Annotated in this window: 20 protein-coding genes; 11 read left to right on the top strand and 9 right to left on the bottom strand. The window is 68.9% G+C overall.

Annotation, left to right across the window (positions count from 1 at the left end; all coding sequences use genetic code 11):
• The first annotated feature begins 8 nt into the window (after positions 1-8).
• From AB0N61_RS13780 to AB0N61_RS13770, 3 genes are all read left to right on the top strand, one after another.
• Entirely contained in the window at positions 9-1,220 is a 1,212-nt protein-coding gene (locus AB0N61_RS13780) for a hypothetical protein (protein ID WP_363364894.1), read from the top strand.
• Between the two features lie 116 nt (positions 1,221-1,336).
• Positions 1,337-2,233 carry an ATP-binding cassette domain-containing protein gene (locus tag AB0N61_RS13775; RefSeq protein WP_363364892.1) on the top strand — a complete coding sequence of 299 codons (897 nt, stop codon included), beginning with the start codon at positions 1,337-1,339 and terminating at the stop codon, positions 2,231-2,233.
• Positions 2,230-3,336 (top strand): ABC transporter permease, encoded by a 1,107-nt coding sequence (locus AB0N61_RS13770; protein ID WP_363364890.1) that lies wholly within the window; start codon positions 2,230-2,232, stop codon positions 3,334-3,336. Before AB0N61_RS13775 ends, AB0N61_RS13770 begins: the two co-directional genes overlap by 4 nt.
• A gap of 85 nt (positions 3,337-3,421) precedes the next feature.
• Here the strand turns inward: AB0N61_RS13770 and AB0N61_RS13765 are convergent, their stop codons facing one another.
• Positions 3,422-6,904, bottom strand: coding sequence for a bifunctional proline dehydrogenase/L-glutamate gamma-semialdehyde dehydrogenase (locus tag AB0N61_RS13765; protein ID WP_363364889.1), 3,483 nt, complete (start codon positions 6,902-6,904; stop codon positions 3,422-3,424).
• Between the two features lie 148 nt (positions 6,905-7,052).
• On the opposite strand from AB0N61_RS13765, the gene AB0N61_RS13760 reads away from it, so the two are divergent.
• The 3 genes from AB0N61_RS13760 (at position 7,053) to AB0N61_RS13750 (ending at position 10,294) form a co-directional block, all read left to right on the top strand.
• The gene (locus AB0N61_RS13760) at positions 7,053-7,967 is read left to right on the top strand and encodes a LysR family transcriptional regulator (RefSeq protein WP_363364887.1); all 915 of its coding nucleotides are present in this window, start codon (positions 7,053-7,055) and stop codon (positions 7,965-7,967) included.
• 127 nt (positions 7,968-8,094) lie between these two features.
• On the top strand, positions 8,095-8,682 hold the full coding sequence (locus tag AB0N61_RS13755; RefSeq protein ID WP_363364885.1) for a nitroreductase family protein: 588 nt from the start codon (positions 8,095-8,097) through the stop codon (positions 8,680-8,682).
• 100 nt (positions 8,683-8,782) lie between these two features.
• Positions 8,783-10,294: an amino acid permease gene (locus tag AB0N61_RS13750; RefSeq protein WP_363364883.1), complete on the top strand. Its 1,512-nt coding sequence runs from the start codon at positions 8,783-8,785 to the stop codon at positions 10,292-10,294.
• Between the two features lie 21 nt (positions 10,295-10,315).
• On the opposite strand, the gene AB0N61_RS13745 is transcribed toward AB0N61_RS13750, so the two are convergent.
• Both AB0N61_RS13745 and coaBC read right to left on the bottom strand, forming a co-directional pair.
• A complete protein-coding gene (locus tag AB0N61_RS13745; protein WP_363364881.1) occupies positions 10,316-12,541 on the bottom strand; it encodes an AAA family ATPase in 2,226 nt (741 codons plus the stop codon).
• 64 nt (positions 12,542-12,605) lie between these two features.
• Entirely contained in the window at positions 12,606-13,820 is a 1,215-nt protein-coding gene (coaBC, locus tag AB0N61_RS13740; RefSeq protein ID WP_363364879.1) for a bifunctional phosphopantothenoylcysteine decarboxylase/phosphopantothenate--cysteine ligase CoaBC, read from the bottom strand.
• A 68-nt stretch (positions 13,821-13,888) separates the two neighbouring features.
• Here coaBC and AB0N61_RS13735 point away from each other — a divergent pair, with 68 nt between their 5' ends.
• Positions 13,889-14,590 (top strand): NRDE family protein, encoded by a 702-nt coding sequence (locus tag AB0N61_RS13735; RefSeq protein ID WP_363364877.1) that lies wholly within the window; start codon positions 13,889-13,891, stop codon positions 14,588-14,590.
• A gap of 46 nt (positions 14,591-14,636) precedes the next feature.
• Here AB0N61_RS13735 and AB0N61_RS13730 read toward each other — a convergent pair whose 3' ends face one another.
• On the bottom strand, positions 14,637-15,611 hold the full coding sequence (locus AB0N61_RS13730; RefSeq protein WP_363364990.1) for a helix-turn-helix domain-containing protein: 975 nt from the start codon (positions 15,609-15,611) through the stop codon (positions 14,637-14,639).
• Between the two features lie 90 nt (positions 15,612-15,701).
• On the opposite strand from AB0N61_RS13730, the gene AB0N61_RS13725 reads away from it, so the two are divergent.
• The gene (locus tag AB0N61_RS13725) at positions 15,702-15,863 is read left to right on the top strand and encodes a hypothetical protein (protein ID WP_363364875.1); all 162 of its coding nucleotides are present in this window, start codon (positions 15,702-15,704) and stop codon (positions 15,861-15,863) included.
• Positions 15,864-15,873: 10 nt separating this feature from the next.
• On the opposite strand, the gene AB0N61_RS13720 is transcribed toward AB0N61_RS13725, so the two are convergent.
• Entirely contained in the window at positions 15,874-16,146 is a 273-nt protein-coding gene (locus tag AB0N61_RS13720) for a pentapeptide repeat-containing protein (protein WP_363364873.1), read from the bottom strand.
• Positions 16,147-16,251: 105 nt separating this feature from the next.
• Between AB0N61_RS13720 and AB0N61_RS13715 the strand changes: the two genes are divergently transcribed.
• Complete coding sequence (locus AB0N61_RS13715) at positions 16,252-16,467, top strand: hypothetical protein (protein ID WP_363364871.1); 216 nt, start codon at positions 16,252-16,254, stop codon at positions 16,465-16,467.
• 15 nt (positions 16,468-16,482) lie between these two features.
• A complete protein-coding gene (locus AB0N61_RS13710) occupies positions 16,483-17,055 on the top strand; it encodes a hypothetical protein (protein ID WP_363364869.1) in 573 nt (190 codons plus the stop codon).
• Here the strand turns inward: AB0N61_RS13710 and AB0N61_RS13705 are convergent.
• Positions 17,040-18,284 (bottom strand): glycosyltransferase, encoded by a 1,245-nt coding sequence (locus AB0N61_RS13705; protein WP_363364867.1) that lies wholly within the window; start codon positions 18,282-18,284, stop codon positions 17,040-17,042. The two genes, AB0N61_RS13710 and AB0N61_RS13705, sit on opposite strands and share 16 nt — an antisense overlap.
• The gene (locus AB0N61_RS13700; protein ID WP_363364865.1) at positions 18,281-19,507 is read right to left on the bottom strand and encodes a glycosyltransferase; all 1,227 of its coding nucleotides are present in this window, start codon (positions 19,505-19,507) and stop codon (positions 18,281-18,283) included. Before AB0N61_RS13700 ends, AB0N61_RS13705 begins: the two co-directional genes overlap by 4 nt.
• Before the next feature lie 121 nt (positions 19,508-19,628).
• Here AB0N61_RS13700 and AB0N61_RS13695 point away from each other — a divergent pair, with 121 nt between their 5' ends.
• Positions 19,629-20,219 carry a hypothetical protein gene (locus AB0N61_RS13695; protein ID WP_363364863.1) on the top strand — a complete coding sequence of 197 codons (591 nt, stop codon included), beginning with the start codon at positions 19,629-19,631 and terminating at the stop codon, positions 20,217-20,219.
• An 88-nt stretch (positions 20,220-20,307) separates the two neighbouring features.
• Here the strand turns inward: AB0N61_RS13695 and AB0N61_RS13690 are convergent, their stop codons facing one another.
• Both AB0N61_RS13690 and AB0N61_RS13685 read right to left on the bottom strand, forming a co-directional pair.
• Entirely contained in the window at positions 20,308-20,670 is a 363-nt protein-coding gene (locus tag AB0N61_RS13690; RefSeq protein WP_363364861.1) for a VOC family protein, read from the bottom strand.
• A gap of 34 nt (positions 20,671-20,704) precedes the next feature.
• On the bottom strand, positions 20,705-22,348 hold the full coding sequence (locus AB0N61_RS13685) for a DUF222 domain-containing protein (RefSeq protein WP_363364859.1): 1,644 nt from the start codon (positions 22,346-22,348) through the stop codon (positions 20,705-20,707).
• Positions 22,349-22,588: the final 240 nt, after the last annotated feature.

Below are 22,588 nucleotides of genomic sequence, written 5' to 3'. Positions count from 1 at the left end.
GTGGACGCGTGACAGTTCCCACGCCTGCCCCTGCCCCGTCGGCCGGTGCTCCCGCCGGGTTCTTCGACGCCCGCGCCCTGCTCGACCCCGTGAACCCCGCCGAGGTCGATGCGTTCGCGCGCGCGCAGCGCACCGCGCACCCGAGCTCGGCCGGGCGGATCGTCGCGTGGGTCGGCATCGGATTCGCGCTGCTCTGCGTCGTCCCGATCTTCGGCATCATGATCCTCGGCCTCGGCTATGCGGTCGGTCAGGAGGCCGGGGTCGCCGTCGCGGCGCTCGTCGGGCTCGTGCTGCTCGCCGGCATCGCCGTCGGCGTCGTCGCGCTCGTGCGCCGCAGCATCCGCCTGCGCAACGTCACTCGCTTCCGCCTCGCACGGTTCGCCCAGGCCAACGCGATGACCTACCTCGACCGCATCGACGAGCCGCCTCTGCCCGGCATGATCTTCTCGTCGGGGTCGAGTCGGATGTCGACCGACGTGCTGCGGGGCGTGGAGCCGCGATTCGTCGAGTTCGGCAACTACCAGTACACGACCAGCAACGGCAAGCAGTCGACCACCCATCGCTGGGGGTACGTCGCCGTCAAGCTCGACGTGCCGCTGCCGAACATCGTGCTCGACGCGCTCGGCAACAACACCCTCGCCAGCTCGCTTGCGGCCGCATTCAGGAGCGACCAGCGGCTGTCGCTCGAGGGCGACTTCGACCGGTACTTCTCGCTGTACTGCCCGAGTGGCTATGAGGTCGACGCCCTCTACCTGTTCACCCCCGATGTGATGGCGCGCTTCATCGATCACGCCGCGCAGCTCGACGTCGAGATCGTCGACGACTGGCTCTTCCTCTATGCACGGCGCGATGTCTCGACCCTCGATCCGGCCACCTGGGCGTGGCTCTTCGGCGCCGTCGGGGCGCTTCTCACCAAGCTCGATCAGTGGGCCCGCTGGCGCGACGAGCGGCTGCGGCTCACGCAGCATCCGGTGCAGGGTGCTGTGCAGCATCCGGTTCCGGCGCAGCAGCAGATGGCGCAGCACCCGGGGTCCGCCGCCCTGCCTTTCGCCGCGCCTGCGGGGCTCCTCACTCCCCCGCCGCCGGGTGTCGCGCTTCCCGGCCGTCGGCTGCGGCGACGCAGCCCCTGGCTCATCGTCGGGATCATCCTCGGCGTCATGTTCGTCGTGACCACAGCGCCGTTCGCGCTCGGCATCCTCTCGGTCCTGTTCCTGCAGTGACGCGGGGCACTCCCTCCCGCGGCGGATCGGCGCTGCCCGGATGAGGAGACATCTCCCCCCACAGATCCGTCATGCGGGGGATGCCGCGGCCCTGCACCGCGCCATAGCGTGAGGGCATGACCACAGGAAAGCTCGTACTCACCGGCATCACCAAGAGCTACGGCTCTCGGCGCGTGCTCGACGACGTCTCGTTCGAGGTGGCGCCGGGCCGCCTCACCGGGTTCGTCGGCGGCAACGGCGCCGGCAAGACCACGACCATGCGCATCATCCTCGGGCTGCTCGGCTCCGACGGGGGCACCGTCACGCTCGACGGTCGTCCGCTGTCGAGCACCGACCGGCGCCACTTCGGCTACATGCCCGAGGAGCGGGGCCTCTACCCCAAGATGAAGGTGCTCGAGCAGATCGTCTACCTCGCCCGACTGCACGGCTTCAGCAAGACGGATGCCGAGTCGCGCGCGACCGCACTGCTCACCGAGCTGGGACTCGGAGAGCGCCTGAACGACACGATCGAGTCCCTGTCGCTCGGCAACCAGCAGCGCGCGCAGATCGCCGCGGCCCTCGTGCACGACCCCGAGGTGCTGATCCTCGACGAGCCGTTCTCGGGTCTCGACCCCCTCGCGGTCGATGTGGTCGCGTCGGTGCTGCAGGCGAGCGCAGCCCAGGGCGCGTCGATCCTGTTCTCCTCCCATCAGCTCGATGTGGTCGAGCGGCTCTGCGACGATCTCGTGATCCTCGCCGGCGGCACGATCCGCGCCTCCGGCTCCCGCGATGGGCTGCGCGCTCAGCACGCCGGCGATCGCTACGAGCTCGTCTCGGCCGGAGACGCCGGCTGGCTGCGCGCCGAGCCCGGCGTGACCGTGATCGACTTCGAAGGCGGCTACGCCCTGTTCGACGCCGACGACGCCGACACCGCCCAGCGCGTGCTGCGCACCGCCGTCGACCGCGGCGATGTCGCCAGCTTCGCACCCAAGCATCCCTCCCTCGCCCAGATCTTCAAGGAGGTCATCCAGTGAGCACCTCGAACACCACCGGGCCTGCCGGCTCGCCGTCGCAGGCGTCGCTCATCTGGCTCGTCGCCGAGCGCGAGATCGGATCGAAGCTGCGCAGCAAGGCGTTCCTGATCTCCACCGGCGTGCTGCTGATCCTCGCCCTCGCCGGCATCGTGATCGGCGGCTTCGCGAGCAAGAACACCGACGCGATGCCCGTCGCGGTCACCTCTGAGACGGCATCCGTCGTGTCGGCCCTGCCCGCTGTCGAGATCACCGAGGTCGCCGACCAGGCGGCGGCTGAGGAGCTCGTCCGCTCGGAGAAGGTCGATGCCGCGGTGCTTCCCGGCGACGGCGCGACAGGAGTCACGATCGTCGCCCTGACAGACGCCCCCACGAGCCTCGTGTCGGGGCTGTCGCAGGCCCCGGACGTCGAGATCCTCGAACCCGCGACCACGAATCCGCTGCTGCGGTACTTCATCGCGATCGCCTTCGGCATCGTCTTCATGGGTGCGGCCGCGACCTTCGGCGGCACGATCGCCCAGAGCGTCGTCGAGGAGAAGCAGACCCGCGTCGTCGAGATCCTGCTGTCGACGATCTCGGCACGCACGCTGCTCGCGGGCAAGGTGATCGGCAACACTATCCTCGCGATGGGGCAGATCCTCGCCCTCGCGGCGGTCGCGACGATAGGACTCATCGCGACGGGTCAACGAGAGGTGCTGTCGACCCTCGGCGCTCCGATCATCTGGTTCGCGGTGTTCTTCCTGTTCGGGTTCATCCTGCTCGCCGCCCTGTTCGCCGCGGCCGCCTCGATGGTCTCGCGTCAGGAGGACATCGGGTCGACGACCACCCCGATCACGATGCTGATCATGGCGCCGTACATCCTCGTCATCTTCTTCAACGACAACCCGCTCGTGCTGACGATCATGTCGTACGTCCCGTTCTCGGCGCCGGTCGGCATGCCCATGCGACTGTTCGTGGGCGAGGCGCAGTGGTGGGAGCCGCTGCTGAGCCTCGTGATCCTGCTGGCGAGCTGTGTGGCCGCGATCATGATCGGCGCGAAGATCTACGAGAACTCGCTGCTGCGCATGGGGTCGCGCGTCAAGCTGGGCGAGGCTCTGCGCGGCTGAACGCCGTCAGCCCGGTCGCATCGACGAGGCCCCACCCTGCGTGTCAGCAGGGTGGGGCCTCGTCGTTCAGCGGGGGCGCTGGGGCTCAGATCAGTCCGTCCGACAGGGTGGTCGGATTGCCGAACCGGTGGTTGGTGATCGACACGGCCTGCTCGTGCAGGAACGGGAGCATCTCGACGCGACCCGCACCCGTGACCGCGTGCGACCAGACCGCGACGTCGGGCGTGCCGCCGAGGGCCTCGAACAGCGCGGATGCATCCCCGCCGACGAGGCGGACGCGCTGCCAGGTGTGCTCGGCCTTGGCCGCCGCCTTCGCATAGCGCTTCACCCAGGCGGCGTCGTTCTCGATCTTCGGGGTCACGCCCTGCGCGCGCAGGGTCTTCTCGACACGCGAGGGCAGAGCGGATGCCGACACCGTGAACGGACTGCCGCTGCGCAGCGCGGCGGCGATCACGCGGATGCCGTCGGCGAGCGACGCCGCCTCGGCGATGCGCACGTCGACCGAGACCGGACGGTACCGGAACACGTTGCGCTCGACGCCGAGACCGGACTTGTCGCTGACGGCGCCGAACTCGTCGACCCATGCGCGCTCGTCGGAGGCGGCGGCGCGGTGCAGCCACTCGATCTCGACGGCACTGAGGTCGGCTCCCGCGGCGGTGAGCACGGCATCGACGGCCGGGTCCACCGCAGCGCCGGGGGCAGCTGCGGGAAGCTCCGCCGGAGCCCAGTCACCGAGCCCGAACAGGTAGTTCGGGCCACCGGCCTTCGCGCCGGCGCCGACGGCCGAGCGCTTCCAGCCGCCGAACGGCTGACGCTGCACGATCGCGCCGGTGATACCGCGGTTGACATAGAGGTTGCCGGCCTCGACCCGGTCGAGCCACGTCGCGACCTCGTCGGAGTCGAGCGAGTGGATGCCGGCGGTGAGGCCGTAATCCACGGCGTTCTGCAACCGGATCGCCTCGTCGAGGTCCTTCGCGCGCATGATGCCGAGCACGGGTCCGAAGAACTCGGTCATGTGCGTGGTCGACCCCGGTGCGACGCCGATCTTGACGCCCGGCGTCCACTGCCGACCCTCGTCGTCGAGCTTCTTCGGCTCGACGAGCCAGCGCTCGCCCTTGTCGAGGGTCGTCAGGGCCGTGAGCAGCTTGCCGTTCGCCGGCTCGATGATCGGCCCCATCTGCGTCGCCGGGTCGTCGGGCAGACCGACGCGCATCGAGGTGACGGCGTCGACCAGCTGACGCTCGAAGCGCTGCGAGTCGGCGACCGAGCCCACGAGGATCGCGAGGGATGCGGCCGAGCACTTCTGCCCCGCGTGCCCGAAGGCGCTGCGGGCGACGTCGGCGGCGGCGAGGTCGAGGTCGGCCGACGGCGTGACGATGATCGCGTTCTTGCCACTCGTCTCCGCGAGCAGCGGCAGATCCGAGCGGAACGAGCGGAACAGCTGCGCCGTCTCGTAGGCACCGGTCAGGATGACCCGGTCGACCTCGGGGCTGGCCACGAGCCTGGTGCCGAGGTCGCGGTCGGCGAGGTCGACGAGTGCGAGCAGATCGCGCGGCACACCGGCGGCCCACAGTGCCTCGACCATCACAGCGCCGCATCGCTGCGTCAGCTTGGCGGGCTTGATGATCACACCGGAGCCCGAGGCGAGGCCCGCGAGCACTCCGCCGGCGGGGATCGCGACCGGGAAGTTCCACGGCGGGGTGACCACGGTCACCTTCGACGACACGAACTCCGCCCCCGAGATGGTCTCGAGGTCGAGAGCCCGTTCGGCGTAGTAGTGCGCGAAGTCGATCGCCTCCGAGACCTCGGGGTCGGCCTCCGCGATGGTCTTGCCCGCCTCGTGCGCCATGATCTCGATCAGCTGACCGCGACTCGCGGCGAGCTCGTCGCCCGCGCGGTGCAGCACGGCCGCGCGCTCGGCAGCCGGCAGCGCGGCCCAGCGGGTCGCGGCGGCGGATGCGGCGGCGAAGATGCCGTCGAGCTCATCGGTCGTCTCGACCTTGGCGAGCGCGATCGAGTCGAGACCGAGCGTCGACTCCACCGACCGCGCGAGGATCTCGCGACCCCAGGTGCGGTTCGCGGCGATCGCCGGGTCGCTGTCGGGCTGGTTCTCGAAGCCGGTGGTGACGGCATCGCCCGCGCCGGCTTCGGCCTCTGCGGCGCGGTCCTGCACTCGGTTCGACGAGGGCACGGAACGGTCGGCCTCGAGCCCGGCGAGCGAGCGCTCGAAGCGCTCGCGCTCACGGGTGAGCAGTGCGGGGTCGGATGCCAGCTCGAACACGGCCGACATGAAGTTCTCGGGGCTCGCGTTCTCTTCGAGGCGGCGCACGAGGTAGGCGATCGCCACGTCGAATTCGGCGGGGTTCACCACCGGCGTGTAGAGCAGAAGCTGCCCGACGTCCTTGCGCACGGCCTCGGCCTGACCGGTCGCCATGCCCAGCAGCATCTCGTATTCGACGGCATCCGTCACGCCGCGTGCCTTCGCCAGCAGCCAGGTGTAGGCGATGTCGAAGAGGTTGTGACCCGCGACGCCGATGCGCACGGCATCCAGCCGCTCGGGTGTCATCGACCAGTCGAGCACGCGCTTGTAGTTCGTGTCCGAGTCCTGCTTGGTGCCGTAGGTGGCCAGCGGCCAGCCGTGCACCGCCGAGTCGACGTGCTCCATGGCGAGGTTCGCGCCCTTGACGACGCGCACCTTGATCGGCGCTCCGCCCTTCGCGCGGCGGGCCGAGGCCCACTCCTGCAGGCGCTGCATCGCCCCGAGGGCATCGGGCAGGTAGGCCTGCAGCACGATGCCGGCCTCGAGGTTCTCGAGCCCGGGCTGGTCGAGGATGCTGGTGAACGCCGCGATGGTCAGGTCGAGGTCGCGGAACTCCTCCATGTCGAGGTTGATGAACTTGGTCTTGCCTGCGGCCTCCGAGGTCGCCGCGAGCTCGTACAGCGGGGTGAGCTTCTCGACGACATCGGCCACTGCTTCGTCGAACGACCACATCGACAGCTGGCTGACGACGCTCGACACCTTGATCGACACGTAGTCCACGTCCTTGCGGGCGAGGAAGTCGTAGGTGCCCTGCAGGCGGCGACCCGCCTCGCGCTCACCGAGTACGGCCTCGCCGAGGAGGTTGAGGTTCAGGCGGTTGCCGCTCTTGCGCAGCTTCGCGATCGCCGGGCCGAGCTTCGAGGGGGTCGCGTCGAGCACCAGGTGTCCGACCATCGCGCGCAGCACGCGGCGCGAGATCGGCACGACGACGCCCGGCAGCTTCGGGGCCCAGAAGCCGCCGGTCTTGATCGCCGCTCGGAGGTAGCCGGGCAGAAGCGAGGGAGTGATCTCGGAGAGGTCGGCGAGCGCCCGGCCGGCGACGCTGAGGTCTTCCGGACGCATCACGCCGTCGACGAAGCCGACGGTGAACGCGAGTCCGTTCGGGTCTTTGAGAACCTCGGAGAGACGCTGCGCGGCGGGCTCGACGGGGTGCGTCTCGCTCTCGGTGAGCCAGCGCTGCACGAGGGCGGCGACCTCGTCGGTGCGAGGGGTCATGTCGGGAGTGGTGGTGTCGGCGACGACAGTCATCAGGGTGTGCCTTCCAGGGGATCGCACACCCGGGTACGTGTGCGGCTCGATCATTGTCAGGCGCGCGAGTAGGCTACGTCTATCAACCGATTTGAGTGGTTTCTGTTCACTCGGAATGAACGATCGGATCGCCCCGAGAAGGACCGAGATGCTCGACGTCAACAGACTGCGGATGCTGGTCGAACTCTCTCGTCGGGGCACCCTCTCGGCGGTCGCCGACGCACTCTCGTACAGCAAGGCGTCGGTGTCTCAGCAGCTCAGCGCCCTCGAGCGCGATGTGGGTGTGCCGCTGCTGCGCCGTGTGGGCCGCGGCGTGCAGCTGACCCCGCAGGGCACCGTTCTCGTGACCGAGGCCATCGGCATCCTCGACCAGCTCGAGCACGCCGAGGTCGCCGTCGCCGAGTCCCTGACCGAGGTGACCGGCACGGTGCGCGTTGCTGTCTTCCAGACGGCCGCGCACGCCCTGCTCCCTCCGGCGCTGCTCGCGCTGCAGCAGCAGCATCCGTCGCTGCGCGTCGACGTCGCCGAATGCGATCCCGAGACGAGCCTCGACGGCGTCGCGAGCCGCGACTTCGATCTCATGCTCGCCGAGCAGTACCCCGGCCACACGCGCCCGATCAACGACGACCTGGATCGCGTGGTTCTCACGCACGACGCGATCGCCCTGGCCAGACAGCCGGGACGCACGGCAGAGACCGACGCGACGGAAGCGCTGTGGGCGACGAGGGATCAGCCCTGGGTGCTCGAGCCGGCCGGCACGGCGTCTCGCGCCTGGGCCGAGCAGCTGTGCCGGACCGCGGGGTTCGAGCCGGATGTGCATTTCGAGGTCGCCGACCTCACCACGCATGTGCGCCTGATCCGCGCCGGCCTCGCGGTCGGACTCCTTCCGGAGCTCGTCTGGGCGGGAGAACCGCCGACGGTCGCCCTGACCACCCTTCCCGGTGCACCGCGCCGCGAGATCTTCTCCTCGGCGCGACGCGTGTCTGCCGCGGCTCCGTCGATCCGCGCCGTGCGGCGAGCGCTGGCGTCCGCCGCATCGCAGACCCTGCCCGACCCGGACTGATCGACGCTCCCGGCGCGCCCGACGGCCGTCACGCGGAGTCATCGGGAATATGCGTTCACATGCATTCGTTGAGAAGCTCGTACCCGGACGAAGGAGTCCGATCGACTCCTCTCCGAAAGGCACTCCCGTGAGCATTCCCGTGATCGACCGCACCGCCCCCACCGAGCACCCCGTCCTCGACGTCCTCGCCGGGCGCTGGAGCCCCCGCGCGTACGACGCCGAGAACACGATCGACGACGCCAAGCTGAACGCCGCCCTCGAGGCCGCTCGCTGGTCGCCGTCCGCCTACAACCTGCAGCCCTGGCGCTTCATCGTCGCCCGTCGCGGCACCGCGCTGTTCGACCAGGTCGTCGACTCGCTCGTCGAGTTCAACCAGCTCTGGGCCTCGAAGGCGTCGGCGCTCGTCGTCGCGATCGCCGAGACCGAGTCCGAAGAGGGCAAGGCCATCAGCCACGCGGTGTACGACCTCGGCCAGGCAGTGGCGCACTTCTCGGTGCAGGCCCACCACGAGGGCCTTCTCGTCCACCAGATGAGCGGCTTCGACCCCGAGGTCATCCGCGAGTTCGCCGACCTGGCTCCCCGCTTCTCGGCCATCACTGTGATCGCCGTGGGCGAGTACGGCGATGCGTCCGGCCTTCCGGAGGGCCTGCAGCAGGGCGAGACCGCCCCGCGCGTGCGTCGCCCGATCGACGAGACGGTCATCCTCAGCGCCTGACCCTCCGTCGCCACCACAGCGCCACCCTCACGAAGGGCGCCATCCGATATACCGGGTGGCGCCCTTCGTGCGTCGACCGCCCCGACCTAGACTCGTCCGCATGGCGATTCAGCGAAGGATCAAATCGGTCGAGCAGTCGATGGCCGAGACGCACGACGAGAAACGCTCGCTGAAGCGCTCCCTCGGTGTCTGGGACCTGGCGGTCATGGGTGTCGCGGTGGCGGTGGGCGCCGGCATCTTCTCTGTCGGCGCCGAGGCGTCCGCGCGGCACGCCGGACCGGCCGTGATCATCTCGTTCATCATCGCGGCGGCCGTGTGCGGCCTCGCTATCCTCTGCTACGCCGAGTTCGCGTCATCCATCCCGGTCGCGGGCTCCGCGTACACGTTCACGTACTCGACCCTGGGTGAATTCCTCGCCTGGATCATCGGCTGGGACCTCATCCTCGAGATGCTGATGGCCTCGGCCGTGATCGCGAAATACTGGGGCGTCTACCTGGGCGATGCCGTGTCGCTGTTCGACCTCGAGATCCCGATGACCCTGCAGCTCGGCCCCCTCTCGTTCGACTGGGGCCCCGTCGTGATCGTCGCGATCTTCACGGTGCTGCTGGCGCTCGGAACCCAGCTGTCGAGCCGCGTGAACAGCGTCTTCACCGTCATCAAGGTCGCGATCGTGCTGTTCGTCATCGTGGTCGGCTTCTTCTTCATCAACGGCGCCAACTACACCCCGTTCGTGCCGCCGGCCCAGTCGGGCGCCGCGTCCGAGAGCGCGTGGACGCAGTCGCTCTTCTCGTTCCTGACGGGCTCCGATCCGACGATGTACGGCGTCTTCGGCATCCTCAGCGGCGCAGCGCTCGTGTTCTTCGCCTTCATCGGCTTCGACGTCGTCGCGACCAGCGCCGAGGAGACCAAGGACCCCAAGCGCACGGTGCCCCGCGGCATCATCCTCGGACTGATCATCGTCACGGTGCTGTACGTGATGGTCGCGATCGTGATCACCGGCATGGTGTCGTACACCGAGCTCGCGAAGCTCGACGAGCCGTCGCTCGCGAGCGCGTTCGAGCTCGTCGGCGCGACCTGGGCGGCGCAGGTCATCGCGATCGGCAGCCTGGTCGGCCTCACGACCGTCGTCATGGTGCTGCTGATGGGCCTGGCCCGTGTCGTGTTCGCGATGAGCCGCGACGGCCTGCTGCCCCGCTCGCTCAGCGTCACAGACGCCAAGCGCGGCACGCCCATCCGCATCCAGCTGATCGTCGGCGTGATCATCGCGATCATCGCCGGGTTCACGGACGTGCAGGTGCTCGGCGACATGATCAACATCGGCACCCTGTCCGCATTCGTGCTCGTCAGCATCGGTGTGCCGCTTCTGCGCAAGAGCCGCCCCGACCTCGAGCGTCCGTTCACGGTGCCGCTGTCGCCGTGGCTGCCGTGGATCTCGGCGCTCGCCTGCTTCTGGCTGATGCTCAACCTCAGCACCGAGACGTGGCTGCGCTTCGCGATCTGGCTCGCCCTCGGTCTGGTGATCTACTTCGCCTATTCGCGGCGCCACTCCCTCATCGGTCGCGAGCTCGAGAGCGACGCGCTGAAGGGCATCCGTCGGCCGACAACGGGCTGACGGATGCCCTGCGGGTCGCGCCTACTCGTCGAGCAGCTCGGCCTCGATCACGTCATCGTCGGGATCGGCGCCGAGGTCGCCCTCCGGCTCGGGTGACGTCGAGGTGAGCACCAGCCCCGTGCCGTCGACCGCGACATCGACCCTCACCAGGTCGCCGTCGTGCACGCCGCCGGAGAGCAGCGCGGTGGCCAGCTTGTTCTGCACCTCGGTCTGGATCAGGCGACGCAGCGGGCGGGCGCCGAACATCGGGTCGTAGCCGCGCTCCGCGAGCCAGGACCGGGCATCCGGGGTGACCGCCAGGGTGAGCCGCCGATCGCGCAGCCGGTCGTGCAGCTGATCGATCGACAGCTCGACGATCTGGGCGAGGTCGTCCTGGCTGAGCGCCGAGAACATCACGATGTCGTCGAGGCGGTTGAGGAACTCCGGCCGGAAGGCCTGGTGCACCAGCGCCATCACCTGCTCGCGCTTCTCATCGGGCGACAGCGTCGGATCGATGAGGATCGGCGAACCGAGGTTCGAGGTGAGGATCAGGATCACGTTCGAGAAGTCGACCGTGCGCCCCTGACCGTCGGTCAGGCGACCGTCGTCGAGAACCTGCAGGAGCACGTCGAAGACCTCAGGGTGCGCCTTCTCGACCTCGTCGAGCAGCACGACACTGTAGGGGCGCCGTCGCACGGCCTCCGTCAGCTGTCCGCCCTGCTCGTATCCGACATACCCGGGAGGGGCTCCGACCAGACGGGAGACCGAGTGCTTCTCGCCGTACTCCGACATGTCGATGCGCACCATGGCGCGCTCGTCGTCGAACAGGAAGTCGGCCAGGGCCTTCGCCAGCTCGGTCTTTCCGACACCGGTCGGACCGAGGAACAGGAACGATCCGGTGGGGCGGCCGGGGTCGCTGATGCCCGCGCGCGAGCGCCGGACGGCGTCGGAGACCGCCTTGACGGCATCCTTCTGCCCGATCAGACGCTTGCCGAGCTCGGATTCGAGGTGCAGCAGTCGCTCGCTCTCGCCCTGCAGCAGACGACCGACCGGGATGCCGGTCCACGCGGCGATCACGGCGGCGATGTCCTCGTCGGTGACCTGCTCGTTGACCATCCGCCCCTCGGTCGACACCGTGGCCTCGGCCTGCTCGGCCTCGGCGATGTCGCGTTCGAGGCGCTTGATCGTCTCGTATTCGAGCTTCGAGGCGCGGGTGTAGTCGGCCTCGCGCATCGCGAGGTCACGCTGCGTGACGGCATCGTCGAGCTGCTTCTTCAGATCGCCGACGCGGTTGAGGCCCTGGCGCTCGCGCGCCCACCGGGCTTCGAGCTCGGCGAGCTGCGCCTCCATGCCCACGAGCTGCTCGCGGAGGGCCGCGAGGCGCTCTTTCGACGCGGCATCCTTCTCGCGCTTGAGCGCGAGCTCTTCGAGCTTCATGCGATCGACCTGCCGCTTGAGCTGGTCGATCTCGACGGGAGACGAGTCGATCTCCATCTTGAGCCGGGACATGGACTCGTCGATCAGGTCGATCGCCTTGTCGGGCAGCTGCCTGGCCGGCAGATAGCGGTTCGACAGCGCAGCAGCCGCGACCAGCGCACTGTCGGCGATCGTCACCCCGTGGTGGGCCTCGTAGCGGCCCTTGAGCCCGCGGAGGATGGCGATCGTGTCCTCGACGGTCGGTTCGCCGACGTAGACCTGCTGGAAGCGACGCTCGAGCGCGGCATCCTTCTCGATGAACTCGCGGTACTCGTTGAGGGTCGTCGCGCCGATCAGCCGCAGCTCACCCCTCGCCAGCATCGGCTTGAGCATGTTCGATGCGGCGACCGAGCCCTCGCCACCGCCCGCGCCCATGAGCACGTGCAGCTCGTCGATGAAAGTGATGATCTGACCGTCGGACTCGGTGATCTCCTTGAGGACGCTCTTCAGCCGCTCTTCGAACTGCCCGCGGTACATCGCGCCGGCGACGAGGGCCGAGATGTCGAGCGACACGAGCTCCTTGTCTTTGAGCGACTCGGCGACGTCACCCGCGACGATGCGCTGCGCGAGACCCTCGACGACGGCGGTCTTGCCGACGCCGGGCTCGCCGATCAGCACCGGGTTGTTCTTGGTGCGGCGGGTGAGCACCTGGCTGACGCGCCGGATCTCACTGTCTCGACCGATCACGGGGTCGAGCTTGCCCTGGCGGGCGCGATCGGTGAGGTTGATCCCGAACTGCTCGAGGGCGGACTGCTGGTCGTCGTTCTGGGGACTGCTCTGCGGGCTGGGCATGTGTTCCTCCTGGGGAGACTCCTTCTGGTCGGCGCCCACAAAGTTGAGTGGACTTGACTCAAGTTTAGCGCATTCTGCGCGCGGCATCCAGGATCGCTCGGGCGACCTCGTTCTTCGACCCGGCAGCGGATGCCACGACCTCACCTCCCGCCCCGACGATCTCGACCGCGTTGTCGCGCTTCTCGAAGCCGTGATCGGCGTTCGCGAGGTTCACCGCGAGCAGGTCGACGCCCTTGCGTTCGCGCTTGCGGCGAGCGCGCTCGCGACGCTCCTCCGCGTCTTCCGACGTCTCGGCCGCGAAGGCGATGATCGTCTGCCCACCGGGAGCGTGGCCCTCGGCGCGGGCAGCCGCGAGCGCGGCGACCACGTCTTCGTTCTCGACCAGGTCGACGTGGGTCAGCACGCCCTGCTCTTTCGTGAACTTCTGGTGCGCGACCGTCGCCGGTCGATAATCGGCGACGGCGGCGGCCATGATGACGATGTCGGCAGCCAGGGCGGCATCCTTCATCGCGTCGGAGAGCTCCGCCGCGGTCCCGACCGGGACGACCCGGATGGACGGATGCCGGGCGTCGGCCAGCACATCGTCCGAGATGTTCGCGGCGACCACCGTCACGTCGGCGCCACGGGCCGCGGCGTCCACCGCGAGCGCGATGCCCTGCCGACCGCTCGATCGGTTGCCGAGGAAGCGCACGGGATCGATCGGCTCCCGGGTGCCGCCCGCCGAGACGACCACGCCGAGCCCGTCGAGGTCACGCGGTGCGAGAAGACCGAGGGCCGCCTCGAAGATGACCTCGGGTTCCGACATGCGACCCGGCCCGCTGTCACCTCCGGCCAGCTCGCCGTCAGACGGACCGACCAGATGCACCCCGCGGGATCTCAGGGTTGCGATGTTCGCCTGCGTGGCGGCGTTGCGCCACATCTCGGCGTGCATGGCGGGCGCGAGCAGCACCGGCGCTTCCGTGGCGAGCAGCGTGGTGCCGAGCAGGTCGTCGGCGATGCCCGCGGTGATCTTCGCGATCGAGTTCGCCGTCGCAGGGGCGACGACCACGAGATCGGCGTTCTGACCGAGCGCGACATGACGCACACGCGCCACGTCGTCATGCACGCTCGTCGTGACCGGATGCCGACTCAGCGCCTCCCAGGTGGGGGTGCCGACGAATCGCAGAGCGTCCTCGGTCGGCACGACGGTCACCTCGTGTCCCGCCTTGGTCAGCAGACGCACCAGGTGCACTGTCTTGTATGCGGCGATGCCACCCGTAACCCCGACGACGATGTTCACGGTTCGATTCTGCCCCAGCATCCGACGCCGCGGGCCTGGGACTGCAAGGCGCTTCTAGACTGGAGCCCGTGTGCACCGTGGTGATCGATGTGGCCGGAACCGAGACCGCGCGGCTGCTCGCGGTGCGCGACGAAGACCCGCAGCGGGAGTGGGATGCCCTGGGCGAATGGTGGCCGGACGCCTACCCCGGTGTCGCCGGCATCCGCGATCGGCGTGCGGGCGGCGCCTGGCTCGCGGTGAATGCCGCCGAGAGACGGCTCGCGGTGCTGCTGAACCGCGCCGACGTCGTCGACCTCGCGACAGACGCCGCCGTGTCTCGCGGTTCACTCGCCCTCGAGTCGGTCGTGGGACGCTCTCCCGTCGCTCCGCTGCCCATGCACGGCTTCAACCTGCTCGAGGTGCGGCCGGAGGGAGCGCGAGTGCTGAGCTGGGACGGCGCCGAGCTGCGCGAGACGGCGCTCGGCGACGGCATCCACATGATCGCGCACGACGACCTCGACGATCTCGACACTCCGCGGATCGCTGCGTGGCTGACGGAGTTCCGCGCACTGGGTCCCGCCGCCGACAGCCCTGACTGGACCGGCGAGTGGACATCGCTTCTCGCCTCGACGGCGCGGCTCGACCCCGAAGACGATCGGGCGATCATCCGCGACAACCGCCCGCACGGCTACCCGACCCAGTCGCTGCTGTACTGCACGGCGTCGGTCACCGCCGACGGGGTCGACGTCGAGTATCGCGCGCTTCCCAGCCCCGGCCACTGGGAGCACTGAGCGCGGCGCGGGCAGAACGCCCACCGTGCGGCGTGACGCCGCGCGGTCACGCCGCCGAGGTCTCCGAGTCGTCGGCGCACGAGAACCGCGCGCGGTAGGCCGTCGGGGTCGTGCCGAGCACTCTCGAGAAGTTCTGCCGCAGCACTGCCGCCGAGCCGAATCCGCACTCGTCGGCGATCTGCTCGAGTGACAGATCGCTGCGCTCGAGCATCCGCTGGGCGTGCAGCACGCGCTGCCGTGCGAGCCAGGCCGCCGGAGTCGCCCCGTACTCCGCCTTGAACCGTCGAGCGAACGTGCGGGGAGACATGAGCGCGCGAGCTGCGAGCTGATCGACGCCGAGATCGTCTCGCAGATGAGCGACGGCCCAATCCGCGACGGCGGCGAGCGAGTCGCTCTGCGCGACGGGGATCGGCCGGTCGATGAACTGCGCCTGGCCCCCGTCGCGCTGAGGCGGGACGACCATGCGGCGGGCGATGCGATTGGTGAGCTCGGCGCCCAGCTCGATGCGCAGCAGATGCAGACAGGCGTCGATGCCCGCCGCTGTGCCGGCGCTCGTGATGATGCGGCCGTCCTGCACGAAGAGCACGTCGGGGTCGATATCGATCTCGGGGTACATCTCGGCCATCACGTCGGAGTACATCCAGTGCGTGGTCGCGCGACGACCGTCGAGCACGCCGGCTGCGCCCAGGATGAACGATCCGCTGCAGATCGTGAGCACCCAGGCACCACGCGCCACCGCGTCTCGGGCGACCTCGACGAGCAGCGGGTCGATCTGCGTCCAGTACTCCCGCGGAACCGGGCACAGGATGACGAGATCGGCCTCGTACGCGAACGACAGGTCGTGCTCGACGTTGATCGAGAACCCGAGCTTCGACCTCACGACGCCGGGATGCGGTGCGATGACCCGGAAGTCGAAGTTCGGGACCCCGTCGTTCGACCGATCCAGTCCGAACGCCTCGCAGGCCAGACCGAACTCGAACGGCGCGAATCCGTCTTGAACGATGCAGGCGACGGTCTTCATCATGGCTCTCTCCCGGTTTGGCAGTATTCCTACGCGCAGAGTCTATTCTGCCACTCGTGGCAGATCAACAGTGAACGTAGCGTTTCTGCCATGTTCCTCATCATCGCACTCATCGCTCTCGTCGTGTGGGCCCTCGTGTCCACCGTCATCGAACTGCGCCGCGACGGATACCGACGCGTTCCCACCGACTGGTCCCGCGTGGCCGATCGAGACGCCCTCGACATGGCGGAGACCGGCCGCGTCTACCGCTGACCCGACCGTCTCACCGCTGACACCGAGCGGGGTCTCCCCGGCACCGACGTGCGCGGCTACGCTCGTGTGCATGAGCGAGCCCCAGCAGCCTCCCGCGCAGCCCCACGGAACTCCCCCGAACTACGCGGGTTCGCACTATCCGGCGCAGCCGGGGCCGGCGCAGCCCGGGGAGGCGCAGCCCGGACAGCCGCACCCCGGGCAGGCGTACCCCGGACAGGCGTACCCGGGTCAGGCGTACCCCGGACAGGCGTACCCCGGACAGGCGTACCCGGGGCAGCAGCACCCGGTTCCGTCGGGAGCGGGCCTCGGCCGCGTCGCCTTCCTTCTCAGCCTCGTCTCGCTCGCGGTCGGGCTCGTCGTCTCCCTGTCCTACCCTCTGATGTTCCGGATGACGAGCGACCCCTCCGCGATCGGCGCGTTCTCCGCGATCGGCACCGGACTCGTGCTGGTGGTCGCCGTGGTGGGACTCATCCTCGGCGTGATGTCAGTGCGCCGACCGGGGTCGCAGATCCTCGCGGGCATCGCGATCGGCATCACCGCCGCGCAGCTCGTCGGAATCATCATCTCGTGGGTCTCGAACCTCTTCTACGCACTTCCCTTCTGACCGGCCGGAGAACCGATGAGCGACCAGCAGCAGAATTCAGACCAGCCCGGGGATGCCGGACAGCCCCACGCGCAGCCCGGACAGCCCCACGCGCAGCCCGGCCAGCCCTACGCACAACCCGGAGAGCCCTACGCACAGCCCGGCCAGCCGCACGCACAACCCGGCCAGCCGCACGCACAACCCGGACAGCCGTATGCGCAACCCGGCCAGCCCCACGCACAACCCGGACAGCCCTACGGAGTCACGACGCCGCCGTACTCACCCGGCCCGACGGCACCGCGCGCAGGCGGCCTCGGTCGCACCGCATTCGTCGTGGCGGTGAGCGGCGCAGCCGTCGGACTCTTCTTCCAGATCATCACCCCGTTCCTCTACATGAGCATCGGCTACCAGTTCGTCGATCTGCTGGGGAACCTCGTGAATCTCATCGTGCTGGCCGTTGCGGGCACGGGTCTGGCGCTCGGGCTCATCGCGCTTCGACGCCCGGCGCCTCACCTGCTCGCGGCCATCGCGATCGGCGTGGGCGGCAGCACCGTCGTCGGCACCCTCATCTCGTGGGTGTCGAGCCTGTTCTACTACTTCGGTTTCTGAGCCCGAGACTCATCGGAGAGCACACGCTCGTAGACCTCGATCATCGCGGCGGTGCGCGAAGACTGACGGAACGACTCCGAGACGTCGCGCGACGGCTGCGGAGCGATGCCGGCAGCGATGTCGGATGCCGCGCGGCGCAGAGTTCCGACAAGGCCCGCCCGTCGCTGATCCTCGGTGCCGGAGGCGCCAGGAACAGCCCACAGACCACCGCCGAGCTCAGCGGCGATGTCGGGGTCGCTGATCACCGACGGCGTGCCGAGGGTGGCCGCTTCGAACGGCGTCATCCCCTGGGTCTCGAAGCCGATGGAGGTCTGCACGAGCGCGTCAGCGACGGCGATGCGCGCCAGAGTGTCGGGATAGCTGAGCTTGCCCGCGAAGCGGACGGTCGACAGGTCCGCGACGATCTTCTCCGCAGCCGCACGTTGGGCTCCGCCACCGATGATCTCGAGCTCGGCATCGACGCCGGATTCGACGAAGGCCTCGAGGAAGGGAAGCAGTCGCTTCTCGGGACTCATGCGCCCGAGCCAGACGAATCGCGGGCGCCCCGGCGCACGTTCGCCCGGCGCGGCAGCGAGGGTCGCATCTCGGATGTCGTCGTCGATGCCGTTCCAGACGACGTCGACGGGACGGAACACGTCGTGCTCTTCGAGGCGACGGGCGAAATGCGTCGACGGCGCCGTCACAGCCGATGCGCCACTGGCGATGCCGCGCAGAAACGCCCAGCCGTCACTGCCGCCGATCGTCGGCACCGCCCCCGCGAGTGCCCGCCGGCGCCAGATGTTCAGTGCGGCGAGAACCGGCCCAGGCAGCGGGGTGACCGCGGCGATCCCCACGTCCACTCGGTTGTGCATGGTGTGCACGACAGGAATGCCGTGCCGAGCCGCGTATCGGTGCCCGATGAACGCGCCCCAGAAGTCGGCCTGAACATGCACGAGGTCCACCCGTGGCCGATGCGTCAGCGCCTGATCGAGGAAGCGATCGGAGCGACGCCCCGGCCAGCTCATCGAATACTCGCGGTCGAGGGTGATCGGCACCGACGGCAGATCGAGGTTCGAGGGGTCGGCGCTGCCTGCGGCCCGCGGCCCGTGCATCTTCGGGGCGACGACGGTCACGATGTGGCCTGCGCGCTCGAGGAACTCGCGCTGGAGCCGCATCGACACCTGTGCCCCGCCGAGCGAGTCGAGGTGCTGGTCGCCGAAGAACACGATGTGCATGGCGGGTGCCGTCACTCGGGCAGAGGCTCGTCGCGGTACAGCGCCTCGAAGGTGTCGAGCGTGCGGTTGATGTCGTGGATCGCGACGCCGTCGAGGGATGCCTGCTGCATGCGCGCATACTCTCCGGGCGACGCGGTCAACACGTCGGTGAGCCGCGCGGCGAGGGCATCGGCGTTCCCCGGTTCGAAGAGATAGCCGTTCTCGCCGTCGTGCACGAGGTGCGGCAGAGCCACGGCATCCGCTGCGACGATCGGCAACGCCGAGGCCATCGCCTCCATCGTCGCGATCGACTGCAGTTCGGCGATCGAGGCGATGGTGAAGACCGATGCGCGCGACAGCAGCGCACGCAGTTCCTCATCGCTCGTGCGGCCGTGGAACGTCACGCGGTCTGCGAGCCCGAGCTGGTGGGCGAGATGCTCGAGCTGCTTGCGCTGGTCTCCGCCGCCGACGATGTCGAAGGTGGTCTGCAGAGCGGGGTCGAGTTTCGTCATCGCCTGCAGGATGACCTCGACCTGCTTCTCAGCGGTCAGTCGGCCGACGAAGATGATGCGGTTCGCGTCACGGGGTGCGACGACCGGGGTGTACTGCGTGCGGTCGATGCCGCAGCTGACGGGAATGACGTTCTCGACGGCGACGGTGCGCTCGAGGAAGTCGGCCGCTCGACGCGTCGGCGTGGTGATCGAGCGCGTGAGGGCGAAGGTGCGCTTCGCGTCGCCCCACGCCCACCGCAGCACGAGATCATCGACGAACTTCGGCATGGTGGTGTGATCGAGGATGTTCTCGGCCATCACGTGGTTCGTCGCGATCACCGGTATTCCCCGCTCGTGCGCGATGCGCGAGAGACCTCGACCGATCACGATGTGGGACTGGATGTGCACGACGTCGGGCTGCACGTCGTCGAGGATCTTGCGGGCGTAGTGCTTCACGCGCCACGGCCACACGAAGCGCAGCCAGTCGTGCGGAGCCCAGCGCACCGACGGCAGGCGGTGAAGAGTCATCGGCTCGCCCTCGATCACCTCCGTGCGCGCAGGCGTGCGGCGGTAGGCCACGTTCGGCGCGACGACATGCACGTCGTGGCCGCGCTGCACGAGACCTGCCGCGAGGCGCTCGGCGAAGCGCGCGGCACCGTTGATGTCGGGCGCGAAGGTGTCGCATCCGATCAGGATGCGCAGTGGACGGGCTCCCGCCTGGGGAGCGACGTCGGAAGCACTCGTCGGATCGGAGGTAGAGGAGGACATTCTGCCTTACGGTACGGCGGCCAGGGGAGCCCGATCGGGCGCTCGCCACTCTACCCGAGGGGCCTGTTCGAGCCGCCGAGGCATACCGGCATCCCTCAGCCTCACCCCCTAGCGTGGAGGCATGCGACTGACTGCCGATGCCGACCCGCAACTGTGGATCCCTGTCACGGATTCGCTCGGATGGAGGGGGCGACGGCACCGCAAGGCGGCGATCCGGATGCTGCTGGGGCAGGTGAACTCGGCGATCGGCGCCACGCAGCGCCCGGGTTCGCGCTTCGGCGCGTGGGCGATGAGCCAAGCCGCACCGGCGCTGATGCGCCGCGCGGACGGGCGCGTGCTCGTCTGGACCTGGAAGGCCGACCCGGAGCTGGTGGTCGCGATGGCGACCGCACAGGCGCTGACCGCCGAGGTGCGGATCGCCCGCGCTTCGATGCCGATGGACTATGACGACACCCAGTCGTTCTCGAGCCGATGGCTCGGCGCGGGCGAGAAGCTCGTCGTGGCGATGCCCGCGGCCCCGGCGTCTCCGCCTTTCGTCACATACACGTGGGACACCGGCACCCACCTCGTGACGCTGACCGCGGTGTGCAGCGACCGCGAACGCTTCGGCACCCTCGACGGAGCGCTCGATGACCTTGCTCGCAGCATCCGTATCGCCGACGAGGTCACGGGCGGCGAGTCACCTGAGGTCCTGCGGCTCGACCCGGCGTGACCGACCGGGAGCACCATCGTCTGCGAGCCTGCGCCCGCCTGATCGTTGAACGTTGAACTCTGAACTTTGAACTCTGCTGCGGCTGTTGCTACTGCTTCGGTGGCTGCCACAGTTCGATCGCGAGCCCTTCCGGATCGTGGATGCGCGCGAACGTCCCGTATTCCGCGGTGTTCCACTCGTCGCGCCGCTCGACCGGGATGCCTGAGGCTTCGAGCCGGGCGGCGAGCGTTTCGATGTCAGCGACTCGCAGGTTGAGCATGAACTGCTGGTCGGCTGCGAAGTAGTCGCTGTCCGCGGCGAACGGCGCGAAGACCGTCATGCCTGCCTGCTGATTCCACAGACCGTCATGGCCGGCACCGATCCCGAGGTGCTCGCGGTACCAGGCCGACCGCGCCTCGGGGTCTCTGCTGCGAACGAAGATGCCGCCGATTCCTGTGACGTCTGTACTCATGTGTCCGTTGTACTCCTGCCCCGGCGATGCCGCCTCAGATCCGTATCGGAGCGCGCCGAACTGCGGTCGGTGCGGGGAGGCTGAGTCGTGGTGTGCGCCACCGGTGGGCGGGGTCCCACCAGCTCGGCCCGCGGACCTCGGGCAGCCCCTCATTCATACGGATCTCCCACCCGGAGGTGCCGAGGGAGCGGTGGTGCCACCAGCACAACGGAACACCGTTGTCGGTCGTCGTCGGCCCGCCCCGCGCGTGCTCGGTGACGTGGTGGATCTCGCACCAGGCTGCGGGAACGTGGCATCCGGGGATGAGGCATTCCTTGTCGCGGGCGATGATCGCCCGCCGCTGGTGCACGGTGAACACCCGGTCGGTGGTGCTGATCCCGATGATGCGCCCCTCATCCATCAGCACCCGCTGGATCACCCCGGCGCATGCGGTCTGCGCGGCGACCGAGACCGGCACGTGCGCACCGGACCCGGGAATGGTCGCCCACCCACCGTTGCCCGCGCTCAACCCCGAAGCGCTGCCAGCGCTCAACCCGGCAGCAGCACCGAACGCAGAACCGTCCGCGGTCGTGCCGACGGCACCACCGACAGCAGCACCGTCCGCGGTCGCACCGACAGCAGAGCCGGCCGCGTGGTGGGCGAGGTCTTTCGCGTCGACCGTGACGACGAGAACCGGGGAGGCACCACCCAATGTGGGCATGTCCTTGTGGCGGGCGGCGATCGCGAGAGCCGCGGCGAGAGCGTCGTGGCGTTTCTGCGCCGCGGTGCGGTCATCGAGCACGCACCGCGGATCGGAGTTGAACGGATCCGCGTCTGGATTTCCGTCCTCGGAGGCGTCTGCACCGGCCCCGTCGCTCGGGGTGAAGTGCACGCCGGGCAGGGGTGGCCCGTCGCCTTTGGGGTTGAGGAGCGCGTCGATGATGAGCTGCAACTGCGCGGCAGCCTCCGGCGTCAGATACCCACGGATCGCATGCACCCCGTCCCGAAGCCGACCGATCGTGATGCCACGCTTACGGCGCGCCTCCTCATCCTTGGGTTCTTCCCCATCCGGGTCGAGCATCGACGCGAGATCTTCCCCGAGCGCCTTCAGGTCCTGCGTCGTCGGCGACGGCCCCGCATCCGCACCCGCATCCGCGCTCGCATCCGCATCCGCATCCGCGCCCGCATCCGGGTCCGCGTCGTCCGTGTCGAGGCCGTGCCCGCGTGCGAACCCCGCCAAGGCCACATCGGCCGCCAACCGCTGATCCACCCTCAACCGATCCCACACCCGCTCGATCGGACCCGTCGCCGCCAGAAACCCCGCCACACCGATCACCCCGCCCAGCAACGCCAGACGCATCTCCGACCACCGTGCCGGCATCCGCTCCCCCGCCAGACTCACCGGCCTGCGCACCAGATCCACCACCCGGTCCACCCGGGACGCACCCCGCACGTCCACCCCGACCGTCCGCTGCACCAGCTCGTTCACACCCCGACACCCCGCCGAATGCGGAAAGTCACCGGGATCCCCGGTCGCGATCGTCTCCACGATCACCGCCTCCGCCCGCCGAAACGCCGCCCCCGCGCCCTGCAGCACCGCGACCCGGTCCGCGTCGCTCAACCCCGCCAAAGCATCATCGGACAGCACCGCATCAAGGTCGGCGATGACCCGATCCAAACGCTCCGCAGTGCTGTTCATACCCCACAGTCAACCCGGCACCACCGACATTCGACCCCCGAAACCAGGCCGTTTTACCCCAGATCAGACCACGTATTCCAATCTCCCGGAATGCCGCGCGAAGGGAGAGGAAGAGAAGAAGGGAGAAGAAGGGAGAAGAAGAGAAGAAAGGGAGAGGAAGAGAAGAAGGGAGAGGAAGAGAAGAAGGGATGCGAGTCAAACCACCCAGCCCCCGTTGCAAACTAGTGAATAAAGGTAACT

The sequence above is a fragment of the Microbacterium sp. NPDC089320 genome, from assembly GCF_040684875.1.
Lineage (GTDB): Bacteria > Actinomycetota > Actinomycetes > Actinomycetales > Microbacteriaceae > Microbacterium.
This window is presented reverse-complemented; position numbering and strand designations above follow the sequence as displayed.

Bases quoted from the DNA above. Each gene is read 5' to 3' on its own strand.
- AB0N61_RS13725 (WP_363364875.1), top strand. From the start codon at position 15,702: ATGTTCCTCATCATCGCACTCATCGCTCTCGTCGTGTGGGCCCTCGTG.
- AB0N61_RS13710 (WP_363364869.1), top strand. From the start codon at position 16,483: ATGAGCGACCAGCAGCAGAATTCAGACCAGCCCGGGGATGCCGGACAG.
- AB0N61_RS13730 (WP_363364990.1), bottom strand. From the start codon at position 15,611: ATGAAGACCGTCGCCTGCATCGTTCAAGACGGATTCGCGCCGTTCGAG.
- AB0N61_RS13760 (WP_363364887.1), top strand. From the start codon at position 7,053: ATGCTCGACGTCAACAGACTGCGGATGCTGGTCGAACTCTCTCGTCGG.
- AB0N61_RS13700 (WP_363364865.1), bottom strand. From the start codon at position 19,507: ATGTCCTCCTCTACCTCCGATCCGACGAGTGCTTCCGACGTCGCTCCC.
- AB0N61_RS13745 (WP_363364881.1), bottom strand. From the start codon at position 12,541: ATGCCCAGCCCGCAGAGCAGTCCCCAGAACGACGACCAGCAGTCCGCC.
- AB0N61_RS13715 (WP_363364871.1), top strand. From the start codon at position 16,252: ATGACGAGCGACCCCTCCGCGATCGGCGCGTTCTCCGCGATCGGCACC.
- AB0N61_RS13690 (WP_363364861.1), bottom strand. From the start codon at position 20,670: ATGAGTACAGACGTCACAGGAATCGGCGGCATCTTCGTTCGCAGCAGA.
- AB0N61_RS13750 (WP_363364883.1), top strand. From the start codon at position 8,783: ATGGCGATTCAGCGAAGGATCAAATCGGTCGAGCAGTCGATGGCCGAG.
- AB0N61_RS13765 (WP_363364889.1), bottom strand. From the start codon at position 6,904: ATGACTGTCGTCGCCGACACCACCACTCCCGACATGACCCCTCGCACC.
- AB0N61_RS13685 (WP_363364859.1), bottom strand. From the start codon at position 22,348: ATGAACAGCACTGCGGAGCGTTTGGATCGGGTCATCGCCGACCTTGAT.
- AB0N61_RS13775 (WP_363364892.1), top strand. From the start codon at position 1,337: ATGACCACAGGAAAGCTCGTACTCACCGGCATCACCAAGAGCTACGGC.
- AB0N61_RS13695 (WP_363364863.1), top strand. From the start codon at position 19,629: ATGCGACTGACTGCCGATGCCGACCCGCAACTGTGGATCCCTGTCACG.